Below are 22,053 nucleotides of genomic sequence, written 5' to 3'. Positions count from 1 at the left end.
AGGCGCGCCACAAGAGCGAGGCAGGTCCATGAACTACTGTATCCCCGGCCTATTCGGCGGGTGTGGGCACCGGCTTTCCGGGGGCGCTGCGATAGCTCAGCGGCGCCGCGGCGGCGGCATGGGCGGCGGCGCGGGCCTGCAGGTCCACATGCCGCGGGGACTTGATGCAGACCGGGTCGGTGGCCGCCGGATCGTGCGCCAGTGCCATGGCCTGACAGCGGCATCCGCCGAAATCCACTGTCTTGCGTTCGCAGCTGGCGCAGGGCTCCTGCATCCATTCCGTTCCGCGATAGGCGTCGAAGGCGGCGCCCTCGTACCAGATTTCCGCGAGCGGCAATTCGCGGACGCTGTCGAAACGTAGGTGGGGAATGGTCTGCGCCGCGTGGCAGGGCAGCACCGTGCCGTCGGGCGCGACGTTGAGCCCGGTCGAGCCCCAGCCGCCCATGCAGCGTTTGGGGTAGTCCGAATGATAGTCGGCGGGCACGTAGTCGATCACAAGCTGCCCCTTGAGCCGGGTCCGCGCTTCGGCGACCAGACGGGTCGCCTCCTCGGCCTGCGCCTTGGTCGGCATCAGCGCATCGCGGTTCTTCAGCGCCCAGCCGTGAAACTGCACGGTCGCCACCTCGATGCGCCGCGCGCCCATTTCGAGCGCCATTTCCAGCGCGCGGGGAAGCTGGTGCAGGTTGCGCCGGTGCAGCACCGCGTTGAGGGTCAGAGGAAAGCCGATCCGCCCGATCCACTCGGCGACCTGCAGCTTGCGGGCAAAGCCGCCGCGGTAGCCACCGATCTCGTCGGCCATCTCGGGCGTCGTGCCCTGCAGGCTGAGCTGGATGTGGTCGAGCCCGGCCTCGTCGAGCGCGCGCAACCGACGTTCCGTCAGGCCGATGCCCGAGGTGATGAGGTTGGTGTAGAGCCCGGCATCGCAGGCGGCACGCACGAGGTCTTCCAGATCGCGCCGCGCCGCGGGCTCGCCCCCTGAGAGGTGGAGCTGCAGCACACCCAGATCGGCCGCCTCGCGGAAGACGCGGGACCAGTCGTCGGTGGAGAGCTCCGCCTCCTGCCGGGTCAGCTCGAGCGGGTTGGAGCAATAGGGGCAGGAGAGCGGGCAGCGGTGGGTCAGCTCGGCGAGCATCGCGATGGGGGGCTTGGGCTTTGTCATGGCGGGCCTTTGATCAGCGGTGTGGCCCGTGGTCGGCGCCGGGCCGGGCGTATTTGAAAAGAGAAGAAGGGTCAGGCGGAGAGGTCGAGGAAGCGCCGGGCGTGCAGCGCCTGCAGGAAACCGGCGGCGTCGGCGGCGATCTGCTCGGGCGGGGCCGCGTAGCGGGCGGCGAGGGCCTCGGTGATCTCGGCGAGGCTGCGAGTGCCATCGACCTCCGACAGGATGGCGTGGGCGATGGGGTCGAGGGTGACCGCGCGCTCGGGGGCGAGCAGCACCCATTGCTCGCGCACCCGGTCGCGGTGCAGGCGGACGCCGCGGGGCAGGGTGGGGATGGCGGCGGGATCCATCAGGCGGCCTCGGCTCCGGGGGCCAGCCCCTCTCCGGGTCGCCAGGCGCCGGGCGGGATGCGGGCGGGCGCCACATAGGCGCCCCAGAGCGCGTCGAGTTGGGACCAGAGCACGTCGGTCTTGAAGATCAGGGCGCGGGCGGCCTGGTCCTGCTTTTCCGCGGTGTCGGCATGGCCCAGCACCCAGGCGAGGCCGAAAGCAACATCCTTCGGCGCTTCCTTGAGCCGGTTGCGGAAGTAGCTCAGCGCCGCGTCGTCGGCGAAGGCGTAGTTCTGCAGCAGCCCCTCGATGCGGGACGCGTGGATCTTCGGCGCGAAAAGCTCCGTGAGCGAGGCGGCGACGGCCTCGAGCAGGGTCTTGTCCCGCACGAAGCGGACGTAGGCGTCGACGGCGAAGCGGGTGGCGGGCAGCACGCCCTCGCAGGAGGCGACGTAATCGCGATCAAGACCAACCGCCTCGGCCAGCCGCAGCCAGCGGCGGATGCCGCCCTCGTTGGTCTCGGTGCCGTCGTGATCCTCTATGCGCGAGCGCCAGGCGCGGCGCAGGTCCGGCTCTTCGACGCGCGACATGAAGGCGGCGTCCTTCATCGGGATCGAATGCTGGTAGTAGTAGCGGTTGATCACCCAGGCACGCACCTCGTCGGGGGTGCAGGCGCCGCCGTGCAGCCGATGATGGAACGGGTGCAGATCGTGGTAGCGCTCGGCGCCGATGCGGCGGAGGCGGGCCTCGAAATCTGCGCGGGAGAGTACGTCGGTCATGCGATCAGCTCCATGCCATCCTGGCCTATGGTCCAGCCCGCCGCTTCGGCTTCGGCCCGCTCGGGGGCGCCGGGGCGCAGCACCGGGTTGGTGTTGTTCATATGGACAAAGACCTTGCGGCCCAATTCGAGCCCGTCGAAGGCGGCGATCGATCCCGCCGAGCCGCTCATCGACATGTGGCCCATGCGGCGACCGGTCTTCTGCCCGAGCCCGGCGGCGATCATCTCGTTGTCGCGCCAGAGTGTGCCATCGAAAAACACCAGCGCGGCACCGGTCAGCCGCGCGCGCAGGGCCTCGTCGAGCCGGGCGCAGCCGGGGATGTAGTAGGCGCGGACGCTGCCTGCGCGCAGCTCGACGCCCACGGTCTGCTCGCCGACGAGATCGGTCACGACCTCGCCCCCCTCCATGTAGAGCGGCACCTTGCCGGGCACGGCGAAGAGCGTGGCGGTGAGGCCGGGGACGATCTCGGCGGGCTCTTCCAGCGCCAGCGGCGCGCGCGGCACCACGGCGCAGTCCAGCGCCGCGAAGATTGGGTTCCCGGCGATCACCTCGTGGATGCCGGGGGTGGCGAAAAGCGTGAAGGGCTGCATCTCCCGCAGGGTCAGCAGACCCGCGACGTGGTCGATGTCGCCATTGGTCAGAAGCACCGAGCGCAGCGGCATCTCGCGCAGCCCGGTGGGGTGCAGCTCGGGGGTTGCGGCGAACTGCGCGCGGATGTCCGGCGAGGCGTTGAGGATCGCCCAATCCGTGCCGTTCGCCGAGACGGCCAGCGAGCTTTGGGTCTGGGCGGGAATGTCGCCTGCACGGGCCATCCGGCAGTTCTCGCAGCCGCAGTTCCACTGGGGCAGCCCGCCCCCGGCTGCGGCGCCGAGAATTCGCGCGCGGATCTGTTGCATCACGTTCTCCGCGCGCGGCTGTTCAGAACAGCACCCCGTCGTCGTGCTCGGGTCCGTACATGTTGATTTCCATGCCGCACTCGATTTCGCGGATCACGGGTTTGTTCCAGGCCATGAATGTCTCCTCCTTTCGCGAGTTGCGATGGGTGGAGTGTGCGGGGCAGCGCGGCTTGGGGCGACTCTTATGTTCTAAGAACACCATAGACGAAAGTCGGTGCCCGATGATTTTCGTTGTTTGCTCAGCAGGTTGGAGGGGCGTCTTCGAGGATGAAGCTGCTCTGCTTGCCAAGGGCGATCTCGAAGCCGACATCGGCGGCGTCCAACAAAGGGTCTGCCACAATTTCCACGGTATGGTTTTGCCGAACGCTTCAGGCTCGTTGGCCCGGTTTATCGTGGCTGCCAGCGGAGCACCGAGACGACAGAAACGTCGGCGCATCCGCGTGCACCAAGAACCTACCTCGGCAGGGCGTCGATTGCATCTCTGGCCGAGGTGGTGGTTGTCCCGGATGCATTATGGCCAGCCGTGCGCTCGCCAGTCCGGGAACCGGAGACGAGGCGTGCTTTCAGCGACAAGATCGGCTTTTCGAAGAGGTGGTACGACAGCGGCGCCACCAGCAGCACAAGAAGAACGCCCACTTGCGGGGACGGCGGCCAGGCTTGGCCCGAGGCCCGATACGGCCCTGTCGACAGGAAGAACCCCTGCCAGATGTAGAGGCCGTAGGAGATCGTTCCGAGATAGACGAGCACAGGGTGGCTCAGCATCCGCACGACGCGGCTCGACTGGTGCATGAAAACCCAGCTCACGAAATGGGCAATGGCGACGGTGCGTAGGAGAGTCCCTGCGAGTTCGCTGGCTTGCTGCAGAAAGAGGCTCAGGACAAAGAGGATCACCGGGACCCACGCGGCCCGCGAGGGGGAAAGAAGCCTGCTGCGCGCCGTCGCGTATTGCGGCCCGGTCGAGAAGATGGCCGCGGCGCAGCCCATGGCGATGTGGATGCCGGAGATCGGCGTCCAGCCCAATACTCTGAAATGCTCGACGAGATATGTGCTGCTCAGGAGAAGGGCGCCGAGCACGGTCAGCCCGGCGCAGGCCCCTAGCAGCCAGAGCAGAAGCCTGTCCCACCGGTACCTCGCCAGAAGGATGACCGCGAGCGGCCAGATGAGATAGAAATGCTCCTCCACCGCAAGCGACCAGGTGTGCCCCAGGCTTGTCGAGTACCACGCCCGCGGAATGAAGTTGGTCGTGAAGGTCGCGGCGAACAGGACCGACTCCTGCGAGACGATGGGACTGATCCAGAGTGACGCCATGATCGTCACCGCAAGTGCCAGATAGTAGAGCGGCAGGATCCGCAGGGCCCTTCGGATGAAGAACGCCTTCAGCCGCACCCGGCCCGTCGCCCGCTGCTCCCGGATCATCAGGTATGTGATGATGAAGCCCGACAGAACGAAGAAGACCTGAACCCCGGTGTATCCCTGGAATGCCGTCAGCGTTACGTCGTTCAGAACGCCGGCACCTTCGAGCCAGCGCAGGACCCCCGAATGTGTCGCAATCACGAGGGCGACTGAGATGGCACGCATCCCGTCGAACCCTGCAATATGGTTGCCCCCCGCCGGGCCGCGCGCAGGAGTGACCGTCATGTCGCGAAGGCGCCGCAAGCCGCGACCTTCGACACGCAGAGGCTGCGCGAGACGAATTCTGGCTTGCGTCCCGTACGGTCAGACCTGCTGGCGGCGCGGCACCACCGGGGCCGAATTCCCCGCGACCGCGAAGCAGGACCCGATGCACCGATCCCGCGCCGAAATTGAGGAGGCACGAACGAATATGACCTCATGGCAATACCTTAAATCAAAAAACCGCTTCTCAAATCTCTGGCTCGAGTTAAGCAAAATCTTCGCTTTCACACGACCCACATCTGATCTCATCGCTTGGAAGTCGCGGCGGTCTTACACAGATGCCGCATAAAGCGGCACCGGGTCCTGGTGCTATGGGTGGTGATTGGCCTGCCCGCTACCGGTCCCTCATTGATAGCGAGAGTCTGCAGTTTGAGGACACTGTCTTCCGGCTTCTCTGGCTTTCCAGCCTTTCCGTAGTCCTCCTGCTCGCCGAAACCCTACCGGATTTCACGCTCGTGGGTGGACCACTGCAATGGGGCCGGCTCAGATCGCCCCAGGGGCCTAACCGTCAACGTAGTGAATGGCATCGCCTCGCACACCGAAGGCGATACGCGTCCCCGGAGTGATGTCCAGCGGCGTGCTGGCAGGCAAGAAATCGAACCTGATCTCTTCTCCGGAAGCGCGGCAGTTCACCCTGCGCAAGGCGCCAAGATGCTCCGTATCGATGACATCGGCGGTGAACACCGTGGCAGAGGCGTCAGGCGCGGGCATGAGGGCGGTGGGGTGCACAACCGCGTGTCCGCCAAGGCCGGGGACAAACCAGTCGGCAGGCAGAATATTGGCCTCGCCGAAGAACCGCGCGACGAAACGGTTCGCGGGCCGGGCGTGGATTTCTGCAGGGGTGCTGGTCTGCGCGATGTGGCCGGCGTCCATCAGGGTGATCCGGTCGCCGAGGCGCATCGCCTCGTCCTGATCGTGGGTGACAAGGATGGCGGTAAGCCCGGCGGCGCGCTGCAGGCGCTTCAGTTCGAGCTGCAGACGCTTGCGGATCTGCGCGTCGAGCGCCGATAGCGGCTCGTCGAGCAGCAGCAGGCGCGGCTCGACCACCAGCGCACGTGCCAGCGCGACGCGCTGGCGCTGGCCACCCGAGAGGGCTGCGGGGCGGGCATCGGCGCGGGCGGTCAGATCGACCGTGTGCAGCATGCGCTCGACCCTTTCGTCGATCTGCGGCCGCGATAGCCCCTTGCCGCGCAGGCCGAAGGCGAGGTTTCCGCGCACGCTCATGTTCGGGAAGAGCGCGTAGTGCTGGAACACCATGGCCAGCCCGCGCTTGTCAGGGGCCTTGTCGTCGATCCGGGTGCCGCCAAGCGTCATGGTGCCGCCGCTGATCGGCTGCAGTCCGGAGATGGCGCGCAGCAGCGTGGTCTTGCCGCAGCCCGAAGGGCCGAGCAGCACGTGCATTTCGCCCTCGGAGACATCCAGAGAGACGCCGTGCAGCACCTGCGTCTCGCCATAGGCGGCGGTGACGCGGTCGATGTCGAGAAAATTGCGGGGTGTGGGGGAGGATTGTGAATTCATGGGGTCAGCGCTTGTCGGTGCCGCCGCGCGCGCTCAGCCAGATGGCGAGAGCCGTCAGCAGCAGCAATGTCAGGAAATAGGCGAGAATGATGACGGAGGTGACCGAACCGCTTTCGCTGCGCTGCGCGAACATGTAGATCTGCAGCGTTTCGAAGCGACCGCCTACCAGCAGGTTGGCGTAGACGAACTCGCCCATCAGGATGCCGAGGTTGAGCACGCAGGCCAGCCCGATGGCGGGGGCGATCATCGGCAGGACCACGCACAGAAGCACCCTCTCGTCGGTCGCGCCGACGAGGCGTCCGGCGTCGAGCCAGTCCCGCACGGCAAGCCCTTGCAACGCGTTCTTGACGTTGACGTAGAGCATCGGGAAGCACAGCGGCACATAGGCCAGTGCCAAAAGGGTCGGCGTGCCGTTGATCTGCACGGGAGGCTGCGAGAACACCCGCAGGTAGCCGACCACCAGCACCACGGCGGGCACAGCGTAGGGCAGCACCACCAGCCGCGCGAACCAGCGGTCGAGCGCGGGCCAGTAGACATGCGCGGCGACGATGGCGGGCACGATAAGCGCCAGTGAGAGCGCAAGTGCCGTAAAGGAGATGGCCAGTGACCGCAGCACCGAAGCCTGAAAGCGCGGATCGCCGAGCACCGAAGTGATCACGTCCAGGCCGATGTGCCGCGGCAGCAGCGCGTCGCTCCAGTCGGTCGCGACGGCGCTGAGGGCAATGGCGAGGAAGGGCAGGGCGAAGAGGCCGGCCAACAAGAAGAGGAAACTGCCAGAGAGATGTCTGCTCATGCCTTCGTCCCTTTCGCGGTGAGAAGTTGCGCCAGGAGGATCGGCGCGATCAGCACCACCAGCAGGCAGATCGACAGCGCGTTGGCGAGGCCGGGATCGGCAAAGACGTCGCCTGCGACCAGCTCGCCGATGCGCACGGTGACGATCTGCGCGCTGGTCCCCATCAGCGTATATGCGGTCGCATAGGTGCCCATGGCGTTGGCGAAAAGCAGCGTTGCGACCGACAGCAACTGCCGCCAGACCACCGGCAGGCCGACCGAGGCCCAGAAGCGCGCGCCGCCCTGTCCCAGGAGGTCCGCGGCCTCTTCGATGTCGCGCGGGATCGCAGTGATCACCGGGAGGACCAGAACGGTACCGATCGAGACCTGAAAGAACAGATAGGTGAGAACCAGCCCGGACCAGCTGTAAAGGTCGAAGCCCTCCATCAGCCCGGCCTCGCGCAGGAGTTTGGTGACGATGCCGTTGGACCCGAGCAGGATCATGAAGGCCAAGACCGAGGGGACCCCGGCGAAGTTCGCGCCGATGTTGCCGATGGTCAGGGCCAGATCCGACAGGCGGCGCGAGCGGGCGCGCAGCGCGATGGCCGGCAGCACAGCGATCGCCAGCCCCAGCGCGGTGGTCAGCAGCGAGAGTTTCAGCGTGACCGAGAAGGCCTTGAGATAGAAGCGACTTCCAAGGATGTAGGCGTAGTGCTCCAGCGGCGCGCCGGGTTTGAACGATCCGACGACGACGGTCGACAGCGGCCAGACCACGATCAGTGCCAGCAGGGCGAGGAACGGAAGCACGTAGAGGCGGCGGCTCAGCATCGGGTGATTTCGCCGTCGTAGGGACGCAGCGCGCCGGGTTCGATCTGCATCAGGCGGCAGCACAGGCCCGCCAATTCGGTCTGCAGGGGCGCGGGCTCGGCGCGGAAGCCGAGCGTGTAAAGCGGCACCTGGGCCTCGTCGGGGGCGGGGCCGGAATGGTTGCCGTCGTCCGACATGCCGTGATCGGCGGTGACGATCACCGTGTAGCCGAGCGCCTGCCAGAGCGGCGCGAAACGGGCCAGCAGGTCGCCTTGCGCGCGGGCGGCGTCGCGGTAGAGCTTGGAGCTGCCGCCCGCCTTGTGCCCGGCATCATCGACATTCATCGGGTGCAGCAGAAGAAAATCCGGCGCGCTGCGGGTGATCAGCGCGTGGGCGTCGGAAAAGAGATGCGCGTCGGGATAGGCATCGTCCCAGTAGAAGAGCCCGTCGGTGATATCTCCGCTGCCATCAAGCAGCAGCCGGTCGGTGAGCGGATCGAAAGGGGCCGAGACGTAGAGCTCGCTCACCCAGTGATAGGCGGCAGCGGCGCTGCGGCGTCCCGCGGCACGCACGCGGGCAAAGAGATTGTCGCCCGTCGAGCGGCGGACGATGGCGTTGCTCGCCACGCCGTGCTCGGCGGGGGTGCGGCCGGTGAGAATGGTCTCGTAAAGGGGGCGCGACTGCGCCGGAAGTTCGGCATCTATGGCGGCGCAATGGGCGCGGTCGGCGCGGACCTGTCCTTCGAGCCAGCCGAGGGTGTCGCGGGCGGTGCTGTGGCGCAGGCTGTCGAGCACGATGAGGATCACGCGGGGTGCGGGCTCGGTCATGGGGTGGGCTTTCGTGAAGTCGGAGCGGTCAAGACTGAGGTGCCCCGCCGCGAGGCGGGGCACGCAGGGCTGTGTCTGCCCGGAAATTACATCGCGGAGAGCACGTATTCCTGCCACAGCTGGCCGAGCCGCGGTGCGTTCTCCTGCCAGGTCTGGGCGTCGATCGGCTTGGCGCTTTCGTACTGCTCGGAGGGCAGCACGCGGGCGGCGGTCTCTTCCGGCAGTTCGATGTGGTCGATGCGGATCGGACGGGCGTAGCCGTTGGCGAGGTTGATCTGACCCTGATCCGAGAAGATGTACTCGCGCGCCAGCTTCGCGGCGTTCGGGTGCGGCGCGTTCTTGTTGATCACGCTGGCATAGCCCGAGGTGACCGAGCCGTCCGAAGGGATGATCACGGTGTAGCGGTCCCCGCCGACGGTGGCGGCGTAGTTCAGCGCGTTGAAGTCCCACAGCGGCGCGACCTCGATCTCGCCCTGTTCCATGGTGGCAGGGTTGGCGGCGTTGGCACGGATGCGGCCCTGTTCGGCCAGCTTGGCAAAGAACTCGACGCCCGGCATCAGGTCGGTCTCGTCGCCGCCGAAGGCGATCGCGGCGGCCAGCACGGCGGCATTGTCCTGCGCGCCCGAGCCGACGGCGTTCAACGAGATGGCGTAGTCGCCTTCCAGCAGGTCGGCCCAGCTCGACGGCGGGGTCTCGATGTCGCTGGAGATGACGAAGGCCATTGTCCCGGTGTAGGGCATTGCCCACATGCCGTCGGCGTCTTTGGCCCAGGCCGGGATCTGCTCCCATGTGGTGGGCTTGTAGGGCTGCACAAGATCGCGGCTGACGGCGATCGGGCCGAACTCGACGCCCACGTCGCCGATGTCGGCGGTGCCGTTGGTGCCTTCGTTTTCGAAGACCGCGAGTTCCTGCGCCGAGCTCATGTCACGGTCGAAATGCCCGAGACCGTAGTGCTCGGTGATCTGCGCCCAGCTGTCCTTCCAGTTGGCCCAGCTGTCGGGCATGCCGACAGAGCTGACGGCGCCTTCTTGCTTGGCGGCGGCGATCAGGTCGGCGATCTCGGGCGAGGTGTCTGCGGTGGGGTAGCTCTGGGCCGAGAGGGAGGTGGCCGCGACGAGCAGCGGGGCGGCGAACGCGAAAACGCGAGTCATGGGTCGGTCCTTGGATATGTGCCGATCGGGAGGTCTCGGCATGTGGCATTTTGGGGCAGACGTTGCTGGGGCATGGTGCCTGTGTGTTCTTGTGCCTTTGCCGTCGTTCAGGCGCATCTGCAGGCGCCTGTTAGCGCAAGAACCATGTCAGCAATCCAAACCTTTGATGAAGCTTCGATGACGCGGTGGATTTTCATGTGGCAAACTGTGGCAAGTCGCGCATTATCTCCGGGAGCGCAGGAGGAGTGAGACATGTGGCATGACGCCCGGCACCGGATGATCCTTGACCACCTCGACCGCGAGGGCGCGATCGGGATCGCGCAGATCGTTGCGCAGACCGGCGTCTCGCGCGAGACAGCGCGGCGCGATCTGTCGGAACTTCAGGCGCGCGGGCTGCTGCGCCGTTGCCATGGCGGCGCCGTACGTCCGGGCGCGGCCGAGCCGCAACCCGAACCCAACTTCGGCGTGCGCCTGATGGAGGCGGCGGAGGCCAAGCAGCGGATTGCCGAACGCGCCGTGGCACTGCTTCCGCAGCGGAGCCATTGCTTCATCGACGCGGGGAGCACGACGGCTATCCTCGCCAAGGCGCTGCTAGACCGCACCGACCTGACCATCGTGACCAACTCGCTGCCGATCGCGCGTACGCTCACCTGCGCGCACCGCGTCACGCTTCTGGGCGGCGAGCTCGACAAGGACCGGCAGGGCACTTACGGCGCGCTCACGGTAGAGGCCATCCGGCGCTATCACCTAGATTTTGCGATCATCGCCCCGGTCGCGGTGGATGCCGCCGCCGGGCTGACCAACTATTCGATGGACGAGGCTTTGGTCGCCCGGGCGATGGTCGAACATGCGGGACACACCATCGCCCTTGCCCACGCCGCCAAACTCGGTCGACAAAGTCGCGCGCGGGTCTGCGGTCTGGGGAGCGTGAACACGTTGATCAGCGATCAAGATGACATTGCAGATCGGCTCGGTGGACCATGTCCGGAGTGTCTGCGAGTGCTGACCGCAGGACCGGAGCCCAGGGCACCTGCCGGCACGGTCTGCACGAGGTAGCGGATGGCGCCCCGGCGCGTGGCGTAGGACGTCGCGGGCGAAGCCCCAGGAGAGGCTGGCGGATGGTCCTCACCCATCGGCACGAAGATCGGACCGGCAAGGTACTCGTGCAGTTAGCTGCCGCAGATTCCGGTCCAGGCGCCCTTCACCTTCAACTCGCCAGGCCCGGGACGGGTTCGGGCACATCCTCGGGGCGGATATGCTTCACGCCGTACCAACGTACTGCTTTCATGGGCTTTATCCAAACCTTGCTAGGGATTGCGCCCGGCCCGGGAGGGAGCCGGGCGCGAAATGCATCACGCCAGGTGATGCACCTCCTGCAGGCCGTAGATGGGGGTGTCCAAGCCCTCCATCCGGGCCTTCAGTTGCAGGGCAAGGTAGAGGGAATAGTGCCGCGACTGGTGCAGGTTGCCGCCGTGGAACCACAGGTTTTCCTGCTGGGTCGGCTTCCACATGTTGCGTTGCTCGCCCTCCCAGGGACCGGGATCCTTGGTGGTGTCGGACCCGAGCCCCCAGACCTTGCCCACCTTGTCGGCGACCTCCTGGCTGATGAGATCCGCGGCCCATCCGTTCATCGAGCCGTATCCAGTGGCCATGACCACCAGATCGGCCTCGAGCCGCGTGCCGTCCGACAGCACCACCGCGGTCTCGTCGAAGTGGTCGACCTGCCCCTTCACCAGCTTCACCTCGCCGTCGATGATCAACTGGCTGGCGCCGACGTCGATGTAATAGCCCGAGCCGCGACGCAGGTACTTCATGAACAGCCCCGAGCCGTCGTCGCCCCAGTCGAGATCGAACCCGGCTTTTTCCAACCCGGCATAGAAGTCGGCATCGCGTTCGCGCATCTGGTCGTAGAGCGGGATCTGGAACTCGTGCATGATCTTGTAGGGCAGGGAGGCGAAGATCATGTCGGCCTTCTCGGTGGTCACGCCGTTCGCCAGTGCCTCTTCCGAGTAGAGCGCGCCGAGCCCGATTTCCATCAGCGTGTCCGAGCGCACGATATGCGTCGACGAGCGCTGAACCATCGTCACATCGGCATCCGCCTCCCAGAGCGCAGCGCAGATGTCATGGGCGGAGTTGTTCGAGCCCACCACGACCACCTTCTTGCCGCTCCAGGCATCCGGGCCGTCGTGCTGCGAAGAGTGCTGGATGGTGCCTTTGAAGCTGTCCATACCCGGGAACTGCGGCAGGTTCGGCTTGCCCGACATGCCGGTGGCGAGCACCAGCTGCGTCGGCTTCAGCACAACCTTCTCGCCGTCGCGGTCGACCTCTACGGTCCAGGTCGCCGAGGCCTCGTCGAAGCTGGCCTTCTCGACCGCGGAGCGGGTCCAGTAGTTGATCTCCATGACCTTGGTGTACATCTCGAGCCAGTCACCGACCTTGTCCTTGGGGGTGAAGATCGGCCAGTTGTCGGGGAACTTGATGTAGGGCAGGTGGTCGTACCAGATCGGGTCGTGCAGGCAGAGCGACTTGTACCGGCTGCGCCACTGGTCGCCGGGACGGTCGTGTTTGTCGAGCACGATGGTCGGCACGCCGAGCTGCCGCAGCCGCGCGCCGAGCGCGATTCCGCCCTGGCCGCCGCCGACGATCACCGTGTAGGGCTGGGTGTCGTAGCCGAGCGTGGCCTCCTCCGCCTCGCGCCGCTCCTTCCAGCTTGTGCGGTTCTTCTGCGCGCCGTGCTCGGCGCCCATTGGCCGGCGGGTGCCCCGGTGCTCCTCGAAACCCTTGAGCTCCTGCAGCGCGGTGAGCAGCGTCCAGATACGGTCGTCCTTCAGCCGCAGGAGCCCCCATCCGCGCCCGGCCTCGGTCTCGAAGGTGATCCAGGCGGTGATGACACCACCCTCCTCGGAGGGCACCTCGCCTTGCTGGATTTGGAAATTGCGGGGGCGGGTCCGGGCGAGCTGCGCGCCGAGCATGTCCGCAACCCCGCCCGGCCCCTCCACGGTTTTCACGTTCCAGCTTACCGATATCAGGTCGCGCCAGTAGCTGTCGGTGGCGAACAGTTCCGCCGCGGCCGTCGCATCGCCTCCCTCCAGCGCGGCGTTGAGCCTGTCGAGCACCTCTTGCGTGCGGCTGACCACTGTTGAATCGAGCATCGCGTCTCCTCCTCTGCGCGTTGATCTGCAGGGAGTATCGCGAGCTCAGGCGCGGCGAATCCATCAACGGGTGAGGGCGGTGCGCCGAAAAGTAGGTGCTGCGCCGCGGCATGTTGCGCGCGCAACGGCGCGCAACGGCTCAGCTCGGCGGTTGCAGGCCAGCCCTGCGGAGTCGGCGCAGGATGGTCGAACGGTTCACCCCGAGGCGGCGGGCCGCGCGCGACATGTTCCAGCCGCAGGCCTCCATCACTTGTTCCAGCGGCTCCCCGGCATCATGCGGATCGGAGGGTGCAGTCACCGGCTCCGGCAAGTCGGGAACGTCGATCACCCGTCCGTCGCACAGCGCGATCGCCACGTCGAGCACCTGCTCCATCTCGCGCAAATTGCCGGGCCAGGGCCGTCCGAGCAGGGCCGCGCGCGCCGAGGGCGAGAGGCGCATGTCGTCGGGGGCGCGTCGGCGCAGCATCCGGTCCAGCAACCAGCCGAGATCGCTGCGTTGCCGCAGCGGGGGCAGGGACAGCGTTGCGCCGGCAAGCCGGTGAAACAGCGGGCGGGACAGGTCGAGCGCGCCGGGTCCGGTACAGCAGGTGGTGATCGCGCGCAGACAGCTTCCGCCATCCAGCGCGGCTGACAGCGCGGGCGCGGTCTCGGCCGGCAGGTCCTCGATGCGGCGCAGCAGCAGGGTGGTGGGACCGCTGACCTCGGTGAGGGCATCTTCCAGGGACCGCGACGTGAGCCCCGCGCAGTCGAGCGCCAGGAACCCGTTTGCACTGCCGACCATGTGGATTGCATGTGCCAGCTTGGTCTTGCCCGCACCGGTTTCTCCGGTGATCAGCAGTGGCACCGAGGTGCGGGCGAGCTTCGCCGCCCGCGCCAGAAGCTGCCCCATGGTCGGGTCCTTGCCTGCAAGGCCGCCAAGCGGACCTCCGCGGAGGCTGCTGCGGAGCGCGGTGCGCGGCGCCTGCGGCGCGATGGCGTGGCCGAAGAGAGCGCCTCCGTCCCGCATCTCGATGATCCGTTCCTCGGTGGGCCGGTCCCGCATCAGATCGGGCAGATCATCGACGCAGAGATCGAGGACGTCGTCGATGCGTCGGCCGATGACCTCATCCCCTTCCGGAAACAGATGGCGCGCCGCCCGCGTGTACCCCAGCACCCTGCCCGCGCCATCAAGGCGCACTGCGGACTCGGGATCGACGTCGAGGAACTCGGGACTGGACGACAGGCGCAAAACCCAGTCACGGCGGCTCTCGGCCATAAGGTTGGCCAGTTCCACCCGCCGCGCCGCGCTGGTGACGAGGCTCATGGCGAGGTTCTGGCTGCGCTTGGGGGTCGGCGAGCGCAGCAGAGATATGTCAAGCACCGCCGCAAGCCCGCCGAGACTGTCGAAGATCGGCGCGGCGGTGCAGCTGAGCGTGGTGTGGGCGTTGCCGAAGTGGTCGTCCTGATGGACGGTCACAGGCTCCTGCGTGACGATGCAGGCGCCGACGCCGCAGGTGCCGGCCAGATCCTCCGACCAATTGGATCCAAGGTAGAGGCCCGCGCTTCGAAGGTCGTCGACGAAGAGGTCATCGCCGAAGAAGTCGACGCAGATGCCCTTGGCGTCCGTGAGCAGCAGCACGTAGTTCTGCCCGGCAACTTGCCTGAACAGGCTCTGCAGGCTCGACCGCGCGGCCCCGATCATCCATTCCGCCTGCTTGCGGTGATCCCGCAGCTCGCTCTCGGTGACGATGTAGGCAGGGTCGCGGCGCATGGGGTCCATGCCGTAAAGTTCGACGCATCTCCGCCACGAGGCCGAAACGAACCCGTCTCGCCCGGTCTGAGAGCCTCCCAAGACCTGCTCGATTTCCTCGACATGTTTATGGTCACGCATCGCTCCCCCTCTCCTCGGCGCCGAGAGTAGCACAGGGCGCGCTTCGGGAGGTCTCAGACTTTCGTAGGTTGGTGCGGCGGACGGCTTCCGGCGCCGGATGCGGGCGGCTCATGGCGGCCCAAGAACCGCTCAACGACGCCCAAAACCTCTTGCGGCTTGGTGCCAGCGTAGCCGGTTGCCCCCGCGGCCCGCTTGGTACACCCGGGTCTCGGAGTAGCTTGCGGACCTCGGCGCGCATCCATGCGCTGCACCCGTCGAGTGAACCGAGGAAATTTCCGCTGAAGGCTCGGCCCTGAACGACGCGACCGGCGCACCTCGTCCTGCAAGCGCAGAGAAAACGGCCGACCGCGAGCCGAGTTGAGCCGAGCGACACTGTCGTAGCGGCTGCCCCCGGACGAGCTTGACGAAGGGCCTCTCGGTCATCGCGTCCGCGAGCCCGGCGATTGCCGTCACGCCTGCGACCTGGCTGTCGGGAGTCGCGGTCGAGAAAGGCATTCGCCCCTCGATATGGACAAGTAGGAGGTTCGGAATACCTCAGAGCTTCCGGGCAGTTCGTCCTTGAGGGCCGTTTGTGAAAAGTCTTGCCTCGCTTGCTCTCGTCCTGTTCCTCGCAGGCTGCGAAGGGCGCCATAACTGGCTCGCCGCCGCCGGCGAGGAAGCCCGATCGGTCGAGACGCTTTTCTGGGTCTTGCTGGCCGGGGCCGCGGTGATCTGGTCGCTGGTGATCGGTGCCGCGACCTATGCCCACCGTGCCGAGGCCAAGCCCGAACGCGAGCAGGAAGCGCGGCGCTTCATCCTCTGGGGCGGTGTTGCGCTGCCGGTGCTGGTGGTCGGCGGCCTGCTGGTCTGGGGCCTGCTGATCCTGCGGGATATCACCGCCGATGACGGCGCGCTCACCGTGCGCGTCGACGGCGAGCGCTGGTGGTGGCGGGTGATCTACGACACGCCGGAGGGGCTGGTCACCACCGCCAACGAGATCCGCCTGCCGCTCGGAGAACGTGCGCTGTTCCGCCTCACCGCCGACGACGTGATCCATTCCTTCTGGGTTCCCGCGCTGGGAGGCAAGATGGACATGATCCCGGGTCGCGAGACCACCCTGGCGCTCACCCCGAAACGGCTCGGCAACTGGGGTGGGCTCTGCGCCGAGTTCTGCGGCGGGGCGCACGCGCTGATGCGCTTCGATGCCATCGTCATGGAGCCCGAGGATTTTGAGGCATGGCTGGCGCATGAGGCACAGCCGGCGCAGGTGGACGAGGGCGATCCGGGTTTCGCGGTCTTCGACGAGGAGGGCTGCGGCGCCTGCCACACCATTCGCGGCACGAACGCGCAGGGGCCGGTCGGCCCGGATCTCACCCACCTGGCGGCGCGCGACAAGCTGGGGGCGGGTATCTACGAGATGACCCCCGAGACCATGGCGCGCTGGATCACCGAGACCCACGAGATGAAACCCGACATCGACATGCCCGCCTATCCGGACTTGCAGGGCGCGCGGCTCGACGCGCTCGTGACCTTCCTGATGAGCCTCGAGTAAGGGATCGCGCCGCGCATGACCCAAGAGATCGACCTCTCCAAGCTGCCGCCCGCCGAGCCCTACGACAAGGCGCGCGACGAGGCGCAGCGCGCGCGTCTGATGAAGGTCTGGCAGACGCCGACCGGCTGGCGGCGCATCTCGGCGGTGAACAACTCGTCGGTGGGCAAGTGGTACCTGCTGACCTCCTTCGCCTTCTTCACCTTTGCCGGCTTCCTCGCGCTGCTGATCCGCGCGCAGCTGGCGGTGCCGAACAACGACCTGCTGTCGCAGGGCCTCTACAACCAGCTCTTCACCCTGCACGGCACGGCGATGATGTTCCTCTTCGCCGTGCCGATCTTCGAGGCGGTGGCGATCCTGATCCTGCCCGAGATCCTCGGCGCACGCGACCTGCCGTTCCCGCGGCTGTCGGCCTTCGGCTACTGGTGCTTCCTGATCGGCGGCATCTTCGTCTGCGGCTCGGTGTTCTTCGGCGTGGCGCCGGATGGTGGCTGGTTCATGTATGCGCCGCTCTCGTCCGATCCCGATTACAGCGGCCTCGGGGCCGACATCTGGCTGCTGGGCCTGTCGTTCATCGAGGTCTCGTCGATCGCCGCCGCGGTCGAGTTGATCGTCGGCGTGCTGAAGTCGCGTCCGCCGGGCATGCGGCTCAACTTGATCCCGCTCTACTGCTGGTACGTGCTGGTGGTGGCGGGGATGATCCTCTTCGCCTTCCCGCCGCTGATCGCCGGGGACCTGCTGCTGGAAATGGAGCGCGCCTTCGACTGGGCCTTCTTCGATCCCGACCGGGGCGGCGATCCGCTGCTCTGGCAGCACCTCTTCTGGATTTTCGGCCACCCCGAGGTCTACATTATCTTCCTGCCCTCGATCGCGCTCATCGCGACCATCCTGCCGACCTTCGCCGGGCGGCCCATGGTCGGGCATTCGTGGATCGTGCTGTCGGCGGTGGGCGTGGCCTTCCTGTCGTTCGGTTTGTGGGTGCACCACATGTTCACCACCGGCCTGCCGGAGATCTCGCTGAGCTTCTTCTCGGCCGCTTCCGAGGCGGTGTCGGTGCCCACGGGCATCCAGATCTTCTGCTTTATCGCGACCATGCTGGTCAGCAAGGTGCGCCGCTCGGTGCCGATGCTGTTTGCCGGGGGCGCGCTGGCGATTTTCGTCTTCGGCGGGCTGACCGGGGTGATGGTGGCGCTGGTGCCCTTCGACTGGCAGGCGCATGACAGCTACTTCGTGGTGGCGCACCTGCATTACACGCTGATCGGCGGCATGCTCTTCCCACTCTTCGCGGGCGTGCACTACTGGTACCCCTTCGTCACTCAGAAGAAGATGTCCGACAAGCTGGGGCGCTGGAGCTTCTGGCTGATGTTCGGCGGCTTCAACCTCACGTTCCTGCCGATGCATTGGACGGGTGTGATGGGCATGCCGCGGCGGGTCTGGACCTATGACGTCACCGATGGCTGGGCGGTGCTCAACATGGTCTCGACCGTTGGCGCCTTCATCTTCGCGGCGGGCTTCGTGGTGCTGGCGGTCAACGTGCTCTGGCCGCGCGGCAAGGCGCCGCTGGTGGAGCGCAACCTCTGGAACGCCGGCACGATGGAATGGAGCGCCGAGGTTCCCGACAAGCCCTGGGGCGTGCGTTCGATCCCCTATATCCACACCCGCTATCCGCTCTGGGAGCAGAAGGGGCTGCTCGGCGAGATGGACCGCGGCGAATGGTTCCTGCCCGACGCGGAGGAGGGCAAGCGCGAGTTGATCATCACCGACATCCTCGACGCGCGTCCGCTCTACGTGCAGCGCGTCGGTGGGCCGAGCTACCTGACCATCGGCGCGGCCTTCTGCCTCGGCGCGGTGTTCATCCTCGCGACCTTCCACCTCTGGACGCTGACGCTGCTCTTCGGCGCGGGCTTCGCCGGCTTCACGCTCTGGTGGCTGTGGACCGGGACCGCGGAGATCCCCGAAAAGTCCGAGAAAGAGGCGGGGCGAGGGCTGGTGCTACCGACCTATGCGCAGGGCAATAGCTCGCCCGGCTGGTGGGCGGTGTTCATCACCATGACCGGTGACATGACCGCCTTCATGGGGCTGGTGTTCAGCTATTTCTTCTACTGGACGGCGCTGCCGGATTTCCTGCCGGGCGCCGCCAAGTTGCCGGGCTTCGGCTGGCTGCTCCTCGGGCTGGCGCTCTTGCTGGCGGGCTGGGCGACCGGGCTTCTCGCTCGAGAACGGCTCGCGCGGGGTGGCCCGGCGCAGGCGATGGCGCTGCTGCTCGTGGGCGTTCCGCTCGGTGCAGCGGGGGTCGGGGCGTGGTGCTGGGCCGCCTGGCGCGCCGGGCTCGACGCCACCGAGACCTCCTTCGACGCGACCGTCTGGGTGCTGATCCTGTGGCTGGGACTGCACCTGCTGCTCGACGCGGTGATGCGGCTCTACGTGGCGGCGCGCATCTGGCGCGGACGCTGCACGCCGCGCTACCGCGCCGACTGCGTGAACCTGACGCTCTTCACCCATTTCCTCGCGCTGACGGCGGTGGTGATCTTCGCGCTGCTGGCACTCTTCCCGATGCTCATGGGGGTGGCGTGATGGCCCGGTCCCGAGACAGGAAGACCGTCCCACCCGGTGACGCGCCGCGCGTCATCGACCAGGGCTCGGTCTGGATCCTTGTCGCGGCCCCCTCGATCTGGGCGGCGCATTTCCTGCTCAGCTACTGGGTCGCGGCGATCTGGTGCGCCAAGCTCGGGCGCGGCACGTCGCTGGCCGAGCCGCGCTGGATCATCGCCGGGCTGGGCGGGCTCTGCATCGCCGCGATCATCGGGCTGGCGGTGCTTGCGATCCGCCGCTACGGCGGCGTCTTCGTGATCTTCGAGGAAATCACCGAAAGCTCGGAGCGGGCACGCGACCGCTTCGTCGGTCACTTGGCGCTGCTGCTCTGCGTGCTCTCGGCGGTCGCGATCCTCTTCACGGTGATCCCCGGCATGGTGCTGGGCGAATGCTGAGTGCGCGCCGTCTCCTCGCGCTGGCGCTGCTGGCGGCGCTCTGGCTGGGTCCATTGCCCGGGCTGGCGGCGGGCTCGATGGTGCTGCACATGGTGCTGCACCTGGGCGTGACGGCGGTGGTGCCCGCGCTCTGGGCCCCAACCCTGCGGCTGCCCTCGGGCGCCATGGCGCTAGTGCTGGGCGCGGTGGCCGAGATGCTGGTGGTCTGGGTCTGGCACCTGCCGGCGATGCACCTCTGGGCACGGCTGAGCCCCACCGGCCTTGTGCTCGAGCAGGGAAGTTTTCTTATCGTCGGGATGATGCTCTGGGCCACGGTGCGCGCCGCCGGCGGCTTCGGCGGTGCCGTGGTGCTGCTGGCGACGACGATGCACATGACCCTGCTCGGCGCGCTGATCGGCCTCGCGCCGCGCACGCTCTACGGAGACATCTGCGCCGGGCACCTCGGTCTTTCGGCGCTGCAGGAACAGCAGGTGGCAGGCGCGCTGATGGCCGGGGCCGGAGGCGCGATCTACCTCGTCGCGGCGCTGCGCCGGCTGGGTCAGGCGCTGGAACTCAAGGAGGCGCAGGCATGAGGCTGAAACGCTGGATCATCGGCGGCATGGGCGCCGTGGCCGTCACCGGGGCGGCCTTCTTCTGGTTTGCGCCCTACAATATCGCCGCCTCGGTGCCGCATCTGCCCGGCGTGGGCGAGGTGCTGCACCAGTACCTGCGCAACGCGGTGCGGGTGCGGGCGAACCGGGTGGAGGTGCCGGACCACGTGGACCTGGACGATCCGGGGCTCATCCGCCTCGGCGCAGGGCATTTCGCCACCGGCTGCCAGACCTGCCACGGTGCGCCGGGCCTTCCCCGAAACCCCGCCGTCGAGGGCATGCGTCCCGAGCCGCCGATGCTGACCTCGGACGACTTCGAGCCGGAGGAGTTCTGGTGGATCGCCCGCCACGGCTTCAAGTACACCGGCATGCCGAGTTGGCCCGGCGAGGGTCGCGACGATGAGCCCTGGGCCATGGCCGCCTTCCTGTCGCACTACGACGACTTCGACCGCGCGGCCTACGCGGAGGCCGCCTTTGGCCGTGCGGGTGGATACCAGAGCGCCGGGGTGCGTTTTGGCGGTCTGCCGGGCGCCATCCCGCAGGAGCTGGCCTGCGCGCGGTGCCACGGCGAGGATGGGCTGGGCCGGGACGGGACCGCGCCGAAGCTGGCCGGGCAGTCGCAGGGCTGGCTCGAAACTGTGCTCGAAGCCTATGCGACCGGACATCGCGAAAGCGGTTTCATGGAACCGCTCGCCGCGCCGCTGAGCACCGAGACCCGCTCCGCGATCGCCGAACGCTACGCCGGTATGGGGGGCACATGGCAAGGCCGGTCGCTGCCCTTCGGCGATGCCGAGCGGGGCCGCGCGCTGGCATGGCAGGGCGACGAGCACGAGGACATCGCGAGCTGCGCCTCCTGCCATGAGGGGACCGGCGGCGGGCTCATGCCGAAACGCGCCGACACGCCGCGCATCGCCGGGCAGGACGGCTACTGGCTGGTCAACTGGCTGCACCTCTACCGCGACGGGCCGATCCCCGAGACGCCGCGCGCGCATCTCATGCAGGCAGCGGTACGCAACCTGACAGATACAGACATCGCCGATCTCGCGGCCTATTACGCCCAAAAGCGGTAGGTCGCCCCGAAGTCGTGCGGAACGCAACAGCGGAGCCTTCCTGGATCGCAAGTCCGAGTGAAAAGACGACCTCGGTTTTCGGTGAAAAGGCGGTGCCCTGAAGCAATCGCTCTTCAACGGCGTTTCCTGGCCTTCAGCGGCGGTCGCTGAACAGCAATCGCGTCAATTGCGTCGTCGTCGCGACCTGCAGCCGGCGGTAGGCCCGCCGGCGCAGCGTTCGGACGGTGTTCTCGGAGATGCCCAGATCCAGTGCGGTGCCCTCGACCGAGACACCGCGGGCGGCGAGATCGCAGACCTCGGCCTCGCGCACTGTCAGCCCCGCGAAGGCGCCGACATTGTCTGCCCGCAGCGCCGCGAAGGACCGGTCCGCCGGCAACCCCGGCTGGTGCCCGGCGATGCGGTGCCGCAGGCCGATCAACTCGTGCGCCAGCGGCAGGACGCCGCGAAGCCGCGAGAGATCCGCGTCCGACAGCCATCCCGCCTGCACCCCGCGCAGGTAGAAGGACACAAGCCCGCCGCGCCCGATCCGCGAGGCGACCGAAACCCGCTCGACCACCTGGTCGCGGGCATAGATCGCCGCGCGCGGATCGTCCGCCGGGGGATGCCAGCGGTCGATGACCAGCGCGCCCTGCGGCGCGCGGCGGATGCGGTCCGAGAAGTCCTGCCGCAGGCTGTCGTGCGAGGCGATCGTGCGGGCGTTGCGGCGGAACCAGTAGTCGCTCATCTCGCCGGACCAGATCGACAGGACCGGCTCCGGACGCTTCAGGTCGGACACGTAGAAGGCGCCGAAATTCACGATGTCCGCAGCCTCGCGAATATAAGCCAGCAGCGCCGCGCCGAACCCCGGCTCCGGCACCAGCGCGGCGAGCGTCGCGCTGCGGTCGCGGGGCAGGGGAGAGAAAGCGGTGTCATCCATTCGGGTTACAGAATAGGCGCCGCGCTCCGGCT

The 22,053-nt window shown here is 67.3% G+C and carries 20 protein-coding genes; 6 read left to right on the top strand and 14 right to left on the bottom strand.

Going from position 1 to position 22,053, the window contains the following annotated elements; genetic code table 11:
• Positions 1 to 49: 49 nt before the first annotated feature.
• From pqqE to LC039_RS21825, 11 genes are all read right to left on the bottom strand, one after another.
• Positions 50 to 1,159, bottom strand: a complete 1,110-nt coding sequence (pqqE, locus tag LC039_RS21875) for a pyrroloquinoline quinone biosynthesis protein PqqE (protein WP_226628262.1) — start codon at positions 1,157 to 1,159, stop codon at positions 50 to 52.
• 71 nt (positions 1,160 to 1,230) lie between these two features.
• Positions 1,231 to 1,506, bottom strand: coding sequence for a pyrroloquinoline quinone biosynthesis peptide chaperone PqqD (pqqD, locus tag LC039_RS21870; protein WP_226628260.1), 276 nt, complete (start codon positions 1,504 to 1,506; stop codon positions 1,231 to 1,233).
• Positions 1,506 to 2,264, bottom strand: coding sequence for a pyrroloquinoline-quinone synthase PqqC (gene pqqC, locus LC039_RS21865; protein WP_226628259.1), 759 nt, complete (start codon positions 2,262 to 2,264; stop codon positions 1,506 to 1,508). The genes pqqD and pqqC overlap by 1 nt, the downstream gene beginning before the upstream one ends.
• Positions 2,261 to 3,160 (bottom strand): pyrroloquinoline quinone biosynthesis protein PqqB, encoded by a 900-nt coding sequence (gene pqqB, locus LC039_RS21860; protein ID WP_226628257.1) that lies wholly within the window; start codon positions 3,158 to 3,160, stop codon positions 2,261 to 2,263. Before pqqB ends, pqqC begins: the two co-directional genes overlap by 4 nt.
• Before the next feature lie 22 nt (positions 3,161 to 3,182).
• The gene (gene pqqA, locus LC039_RS21855; RefSeq protein ID WP_007802657.1) at positions 3,183 to 3,275 is read right to left on the bottom strand and encodes a pyrroloquinoline quinone precursor peptide PqqA; all 93 of its coding nucleotides are present in this window, start codon (positions 3,273 to 3,275) and stop codon (positions 3,183 to 3,185) included.
• A 338-nt stretch (positions 3,276 to 3,613) separates the two neighbouring features.
• Positions 3,614 to 4,798, bottom strand: a complete 1,185-nt coding sequence (locus tag LC039_RS21850) for an acyltransferase family protein (RefSeq protein WP_226628256.1) — start codon at positions 4,796 to 4,798, stop codon at positions 3,614 to 3,616.
• A 537-nt stretch (positions 4,799 to 5,335) separates the two neighbouring features.
• On the bottom strand, positions 5,336 to 6,352 hold the full coding sequence (locus LC039_RS21845) for an ABC transporter ATP-binding protein (protein WP_226628254.1): 1,017 nt from the start codon (positions 6,350 to 6,352) through the stop codon (positions 5,336 to 5,338).
• Positions 6,353 to 6,356: 4 nt separating this feature from the next.
• On the bottom strand, positions 6,357 to 7,145 hold the full coding sequence (locus tag LC039_RS21840) for an ABC transporter permease (protein ID WP_226628253.1): 789 nt from the start codon (positions 7,143 to 7,145) through the stop codon (positions 6,357 to 6,359).
• Positions 7,142 to 7,951 carry an ABC transporter permease gene (locus tag LC039_RS21835; protein WP_226628251.1) on the bottom strand — a complete coding sequence of 270 codons (810 nt, stop codon included), beginning with the start codon at positions 7,949 to 7,951 and terminating at the stop codon, positions 7,142 to 7,144. Before LC039_RS21835 ends, LC039_RS21840 begins: the two co-directional genes overlap by 4 nt.
• Complete coding sequence (locus LC039_RS21830) at positions 7,945 to 8,757, bottom strand: alkaline phosphatase family protein (protein WP_226628250.1); 813 nt, start codon at positions 8,755 to 8,757, stop codon at positions 7,945 to 7,947. Before LC039_RS21830 ends, LC039_RS21835 begins: the two co-directional genes overlap by 7 nt.
• 86 nt (positions 8,758 to 8,843) lie before the next feature.
• Positions 8,844 to 9,908 (bottom strand): extracellular solute-binding protein, encoded by a 1,065-nt coding sequence (locus LC039_RS21825; RefSeq protein WP_226628249.1) that lies wholly within the window; start codon positions 9,906 to 9,908, stop codon positions 8,844 to 8,846.
• A gap of 252 nt (positions 9,909 to 10,160) precedes the next feature.
• On the opposite strand from LC039_RS21825, the gene LC039_RS21820 reads away from it, so the two are divergent.
• Entirely contained in the window at positions 10,161 to 10,964 is an 804-nt protein-coding gene (locus tag LC039_RS21820; protein WP_226628248.1) for a DeoR/GlpR family DNA-binding transcription regulator, read from the top strand.
• A gap of 296 nt (positions 10,965 to 11,260) precedes the next feature.
• Here the strand turns inward: LC039_RS21820 and LC039_RS21815 are convergent, their stop codons facing one another.
• Both LC039_RS21815 and LC039_RS21810 read right to left on the bottom strand, forming a co-directional pair.
• The gene (locus tag LC039_RS21815) at positions 11,261 to 13,060 is read right to left on the bottom strand and encodes an NAD(P)/FAD-dependent oxidoreductase (RefSeq protein WP_226628247.1); all 1,800 of its coding nucleotides are present in this window, start codon (positions 13,058 to 13,060) and stop codon (positions 11,261 to 11,263) included.
• A gap of 139 nt (positions 13,061 to 13,199) precedes the next feature.
• Complete coding sequence (locus LC039_RS21810; protein WP_226628246.1) at positions 13,200 to 14,930, bottom strand: sigma-54-dependent Fis family transcriptional regulator; 1,731 nt, start codon at positions 14,928 to 14,930, stop codon at positions 13,200 to 13,202.
• A gap of 571 nt (positions 14,931 to 15,501) precedes the next feature.
• Here LC039_RS21810 and coxB point away from each other — a divergent pair.
• The 5 genes from coxB to LC039_RS21785 are packed head-to-tail and all read left to right on the top strand — an operon-like array spanning position 15,502 to position 21,105.
• Positions 15,502 to 16,461, top strand: a complete 960-nt coding sequence (coxB, locus tag LC039_RS21805) for a cytochrome c oxidase subunit II (protein WP_226628245.1) — start codon at positions 15,502 to 15,504, stop codon at positions 16,459 to 16,461.
• A gap of 15 nt (positions 16,462 to 16,476) precedes the next feature.
• Positions 16,477 to 19,032: a cytochrome c oxidase subunit I gene (gene ctaD, locus LC039_RS21800; protein WP_226628243.1), complete on the top strand. Its 2,556-nt coding sequence runs from the start codon at positions 16,477 to 16,479 to the stop codon at positions 19,030 to 19,032.
• Positions 19,032 to 19,445, top strand: coding sequence for a hypothetical protein (locus LC039_RS21795; protein WP_226628241.1), 414 nt, complete (start codon positions 19,032 to 19,034; stop codon positions 19,443 to 19,445). Before ctaD ends, LC039_RS21795 begins: the two co-directional genes overlap by 1 nt.
• Positions 19,439 to 20,017 (top strand): cytochrome c oxidase assembly protein, encoded by a 579-nt coding sequence (locus LC039_RS21790; RefSeq protein WP_226628239.1) that lies wholly within the window; start codon positions 19,439 to 19,441, stop codon positions 20,015 to 20,017. The genes LC039_RS21795 and LC039_RS21790 overlap by 7 nt, the downstream gene beginning before the upstream one ends.
• The gene (locus LC039_RS21785) at positions 20,014 to 21,105 is read left to right on the top strand and encodes a c-type cytochrome (RefSeq protein WP_226628238.1); all 1,092 of its coding nucleotides are present in this window, start codon (positions 20,014 to 20,016) and stop codon (positions 21,103 to 21,105) included. Before LC039_RS21790 ends, LC039_RS21785 begins: the two co-directional genes overlap by 4 nt.
• Positions 21,106 to 21,238: 133 nt before the next feature.
• Here LC039_RS21785 and LC039_RS21780 read toward each other — a convergent pair whose 3' ends face one another.
• The gene (locus LC039_RS21780; protein ID WP_226628236.1) at positions 21,239 to 22,021 is read right to left on the bottom strand and encodes a helix-turn-helix transcriptional regulator; all 783 of its coding nucleotides are present in this window, start codon (positions 22,019 to 22,021) and stop codon (positions 21,239 to 21,241) included.
• Positions 22,022 to 22,053: the final 32 nt, after the last annotated feature.

The sequence above is a fragment of the Alloyangia pacifica genome (assembly GCF_020524285.1).
GTDB lineage: Bacteria > Pseudomonadota > Alphaproteobacteria > Rhodobacterales > Rhodobacteraceae > Salipiger > Salipiger pacificus_B.
This window is presented reverse-complemented; position numbering and strand designations above follow the sequence as displayed.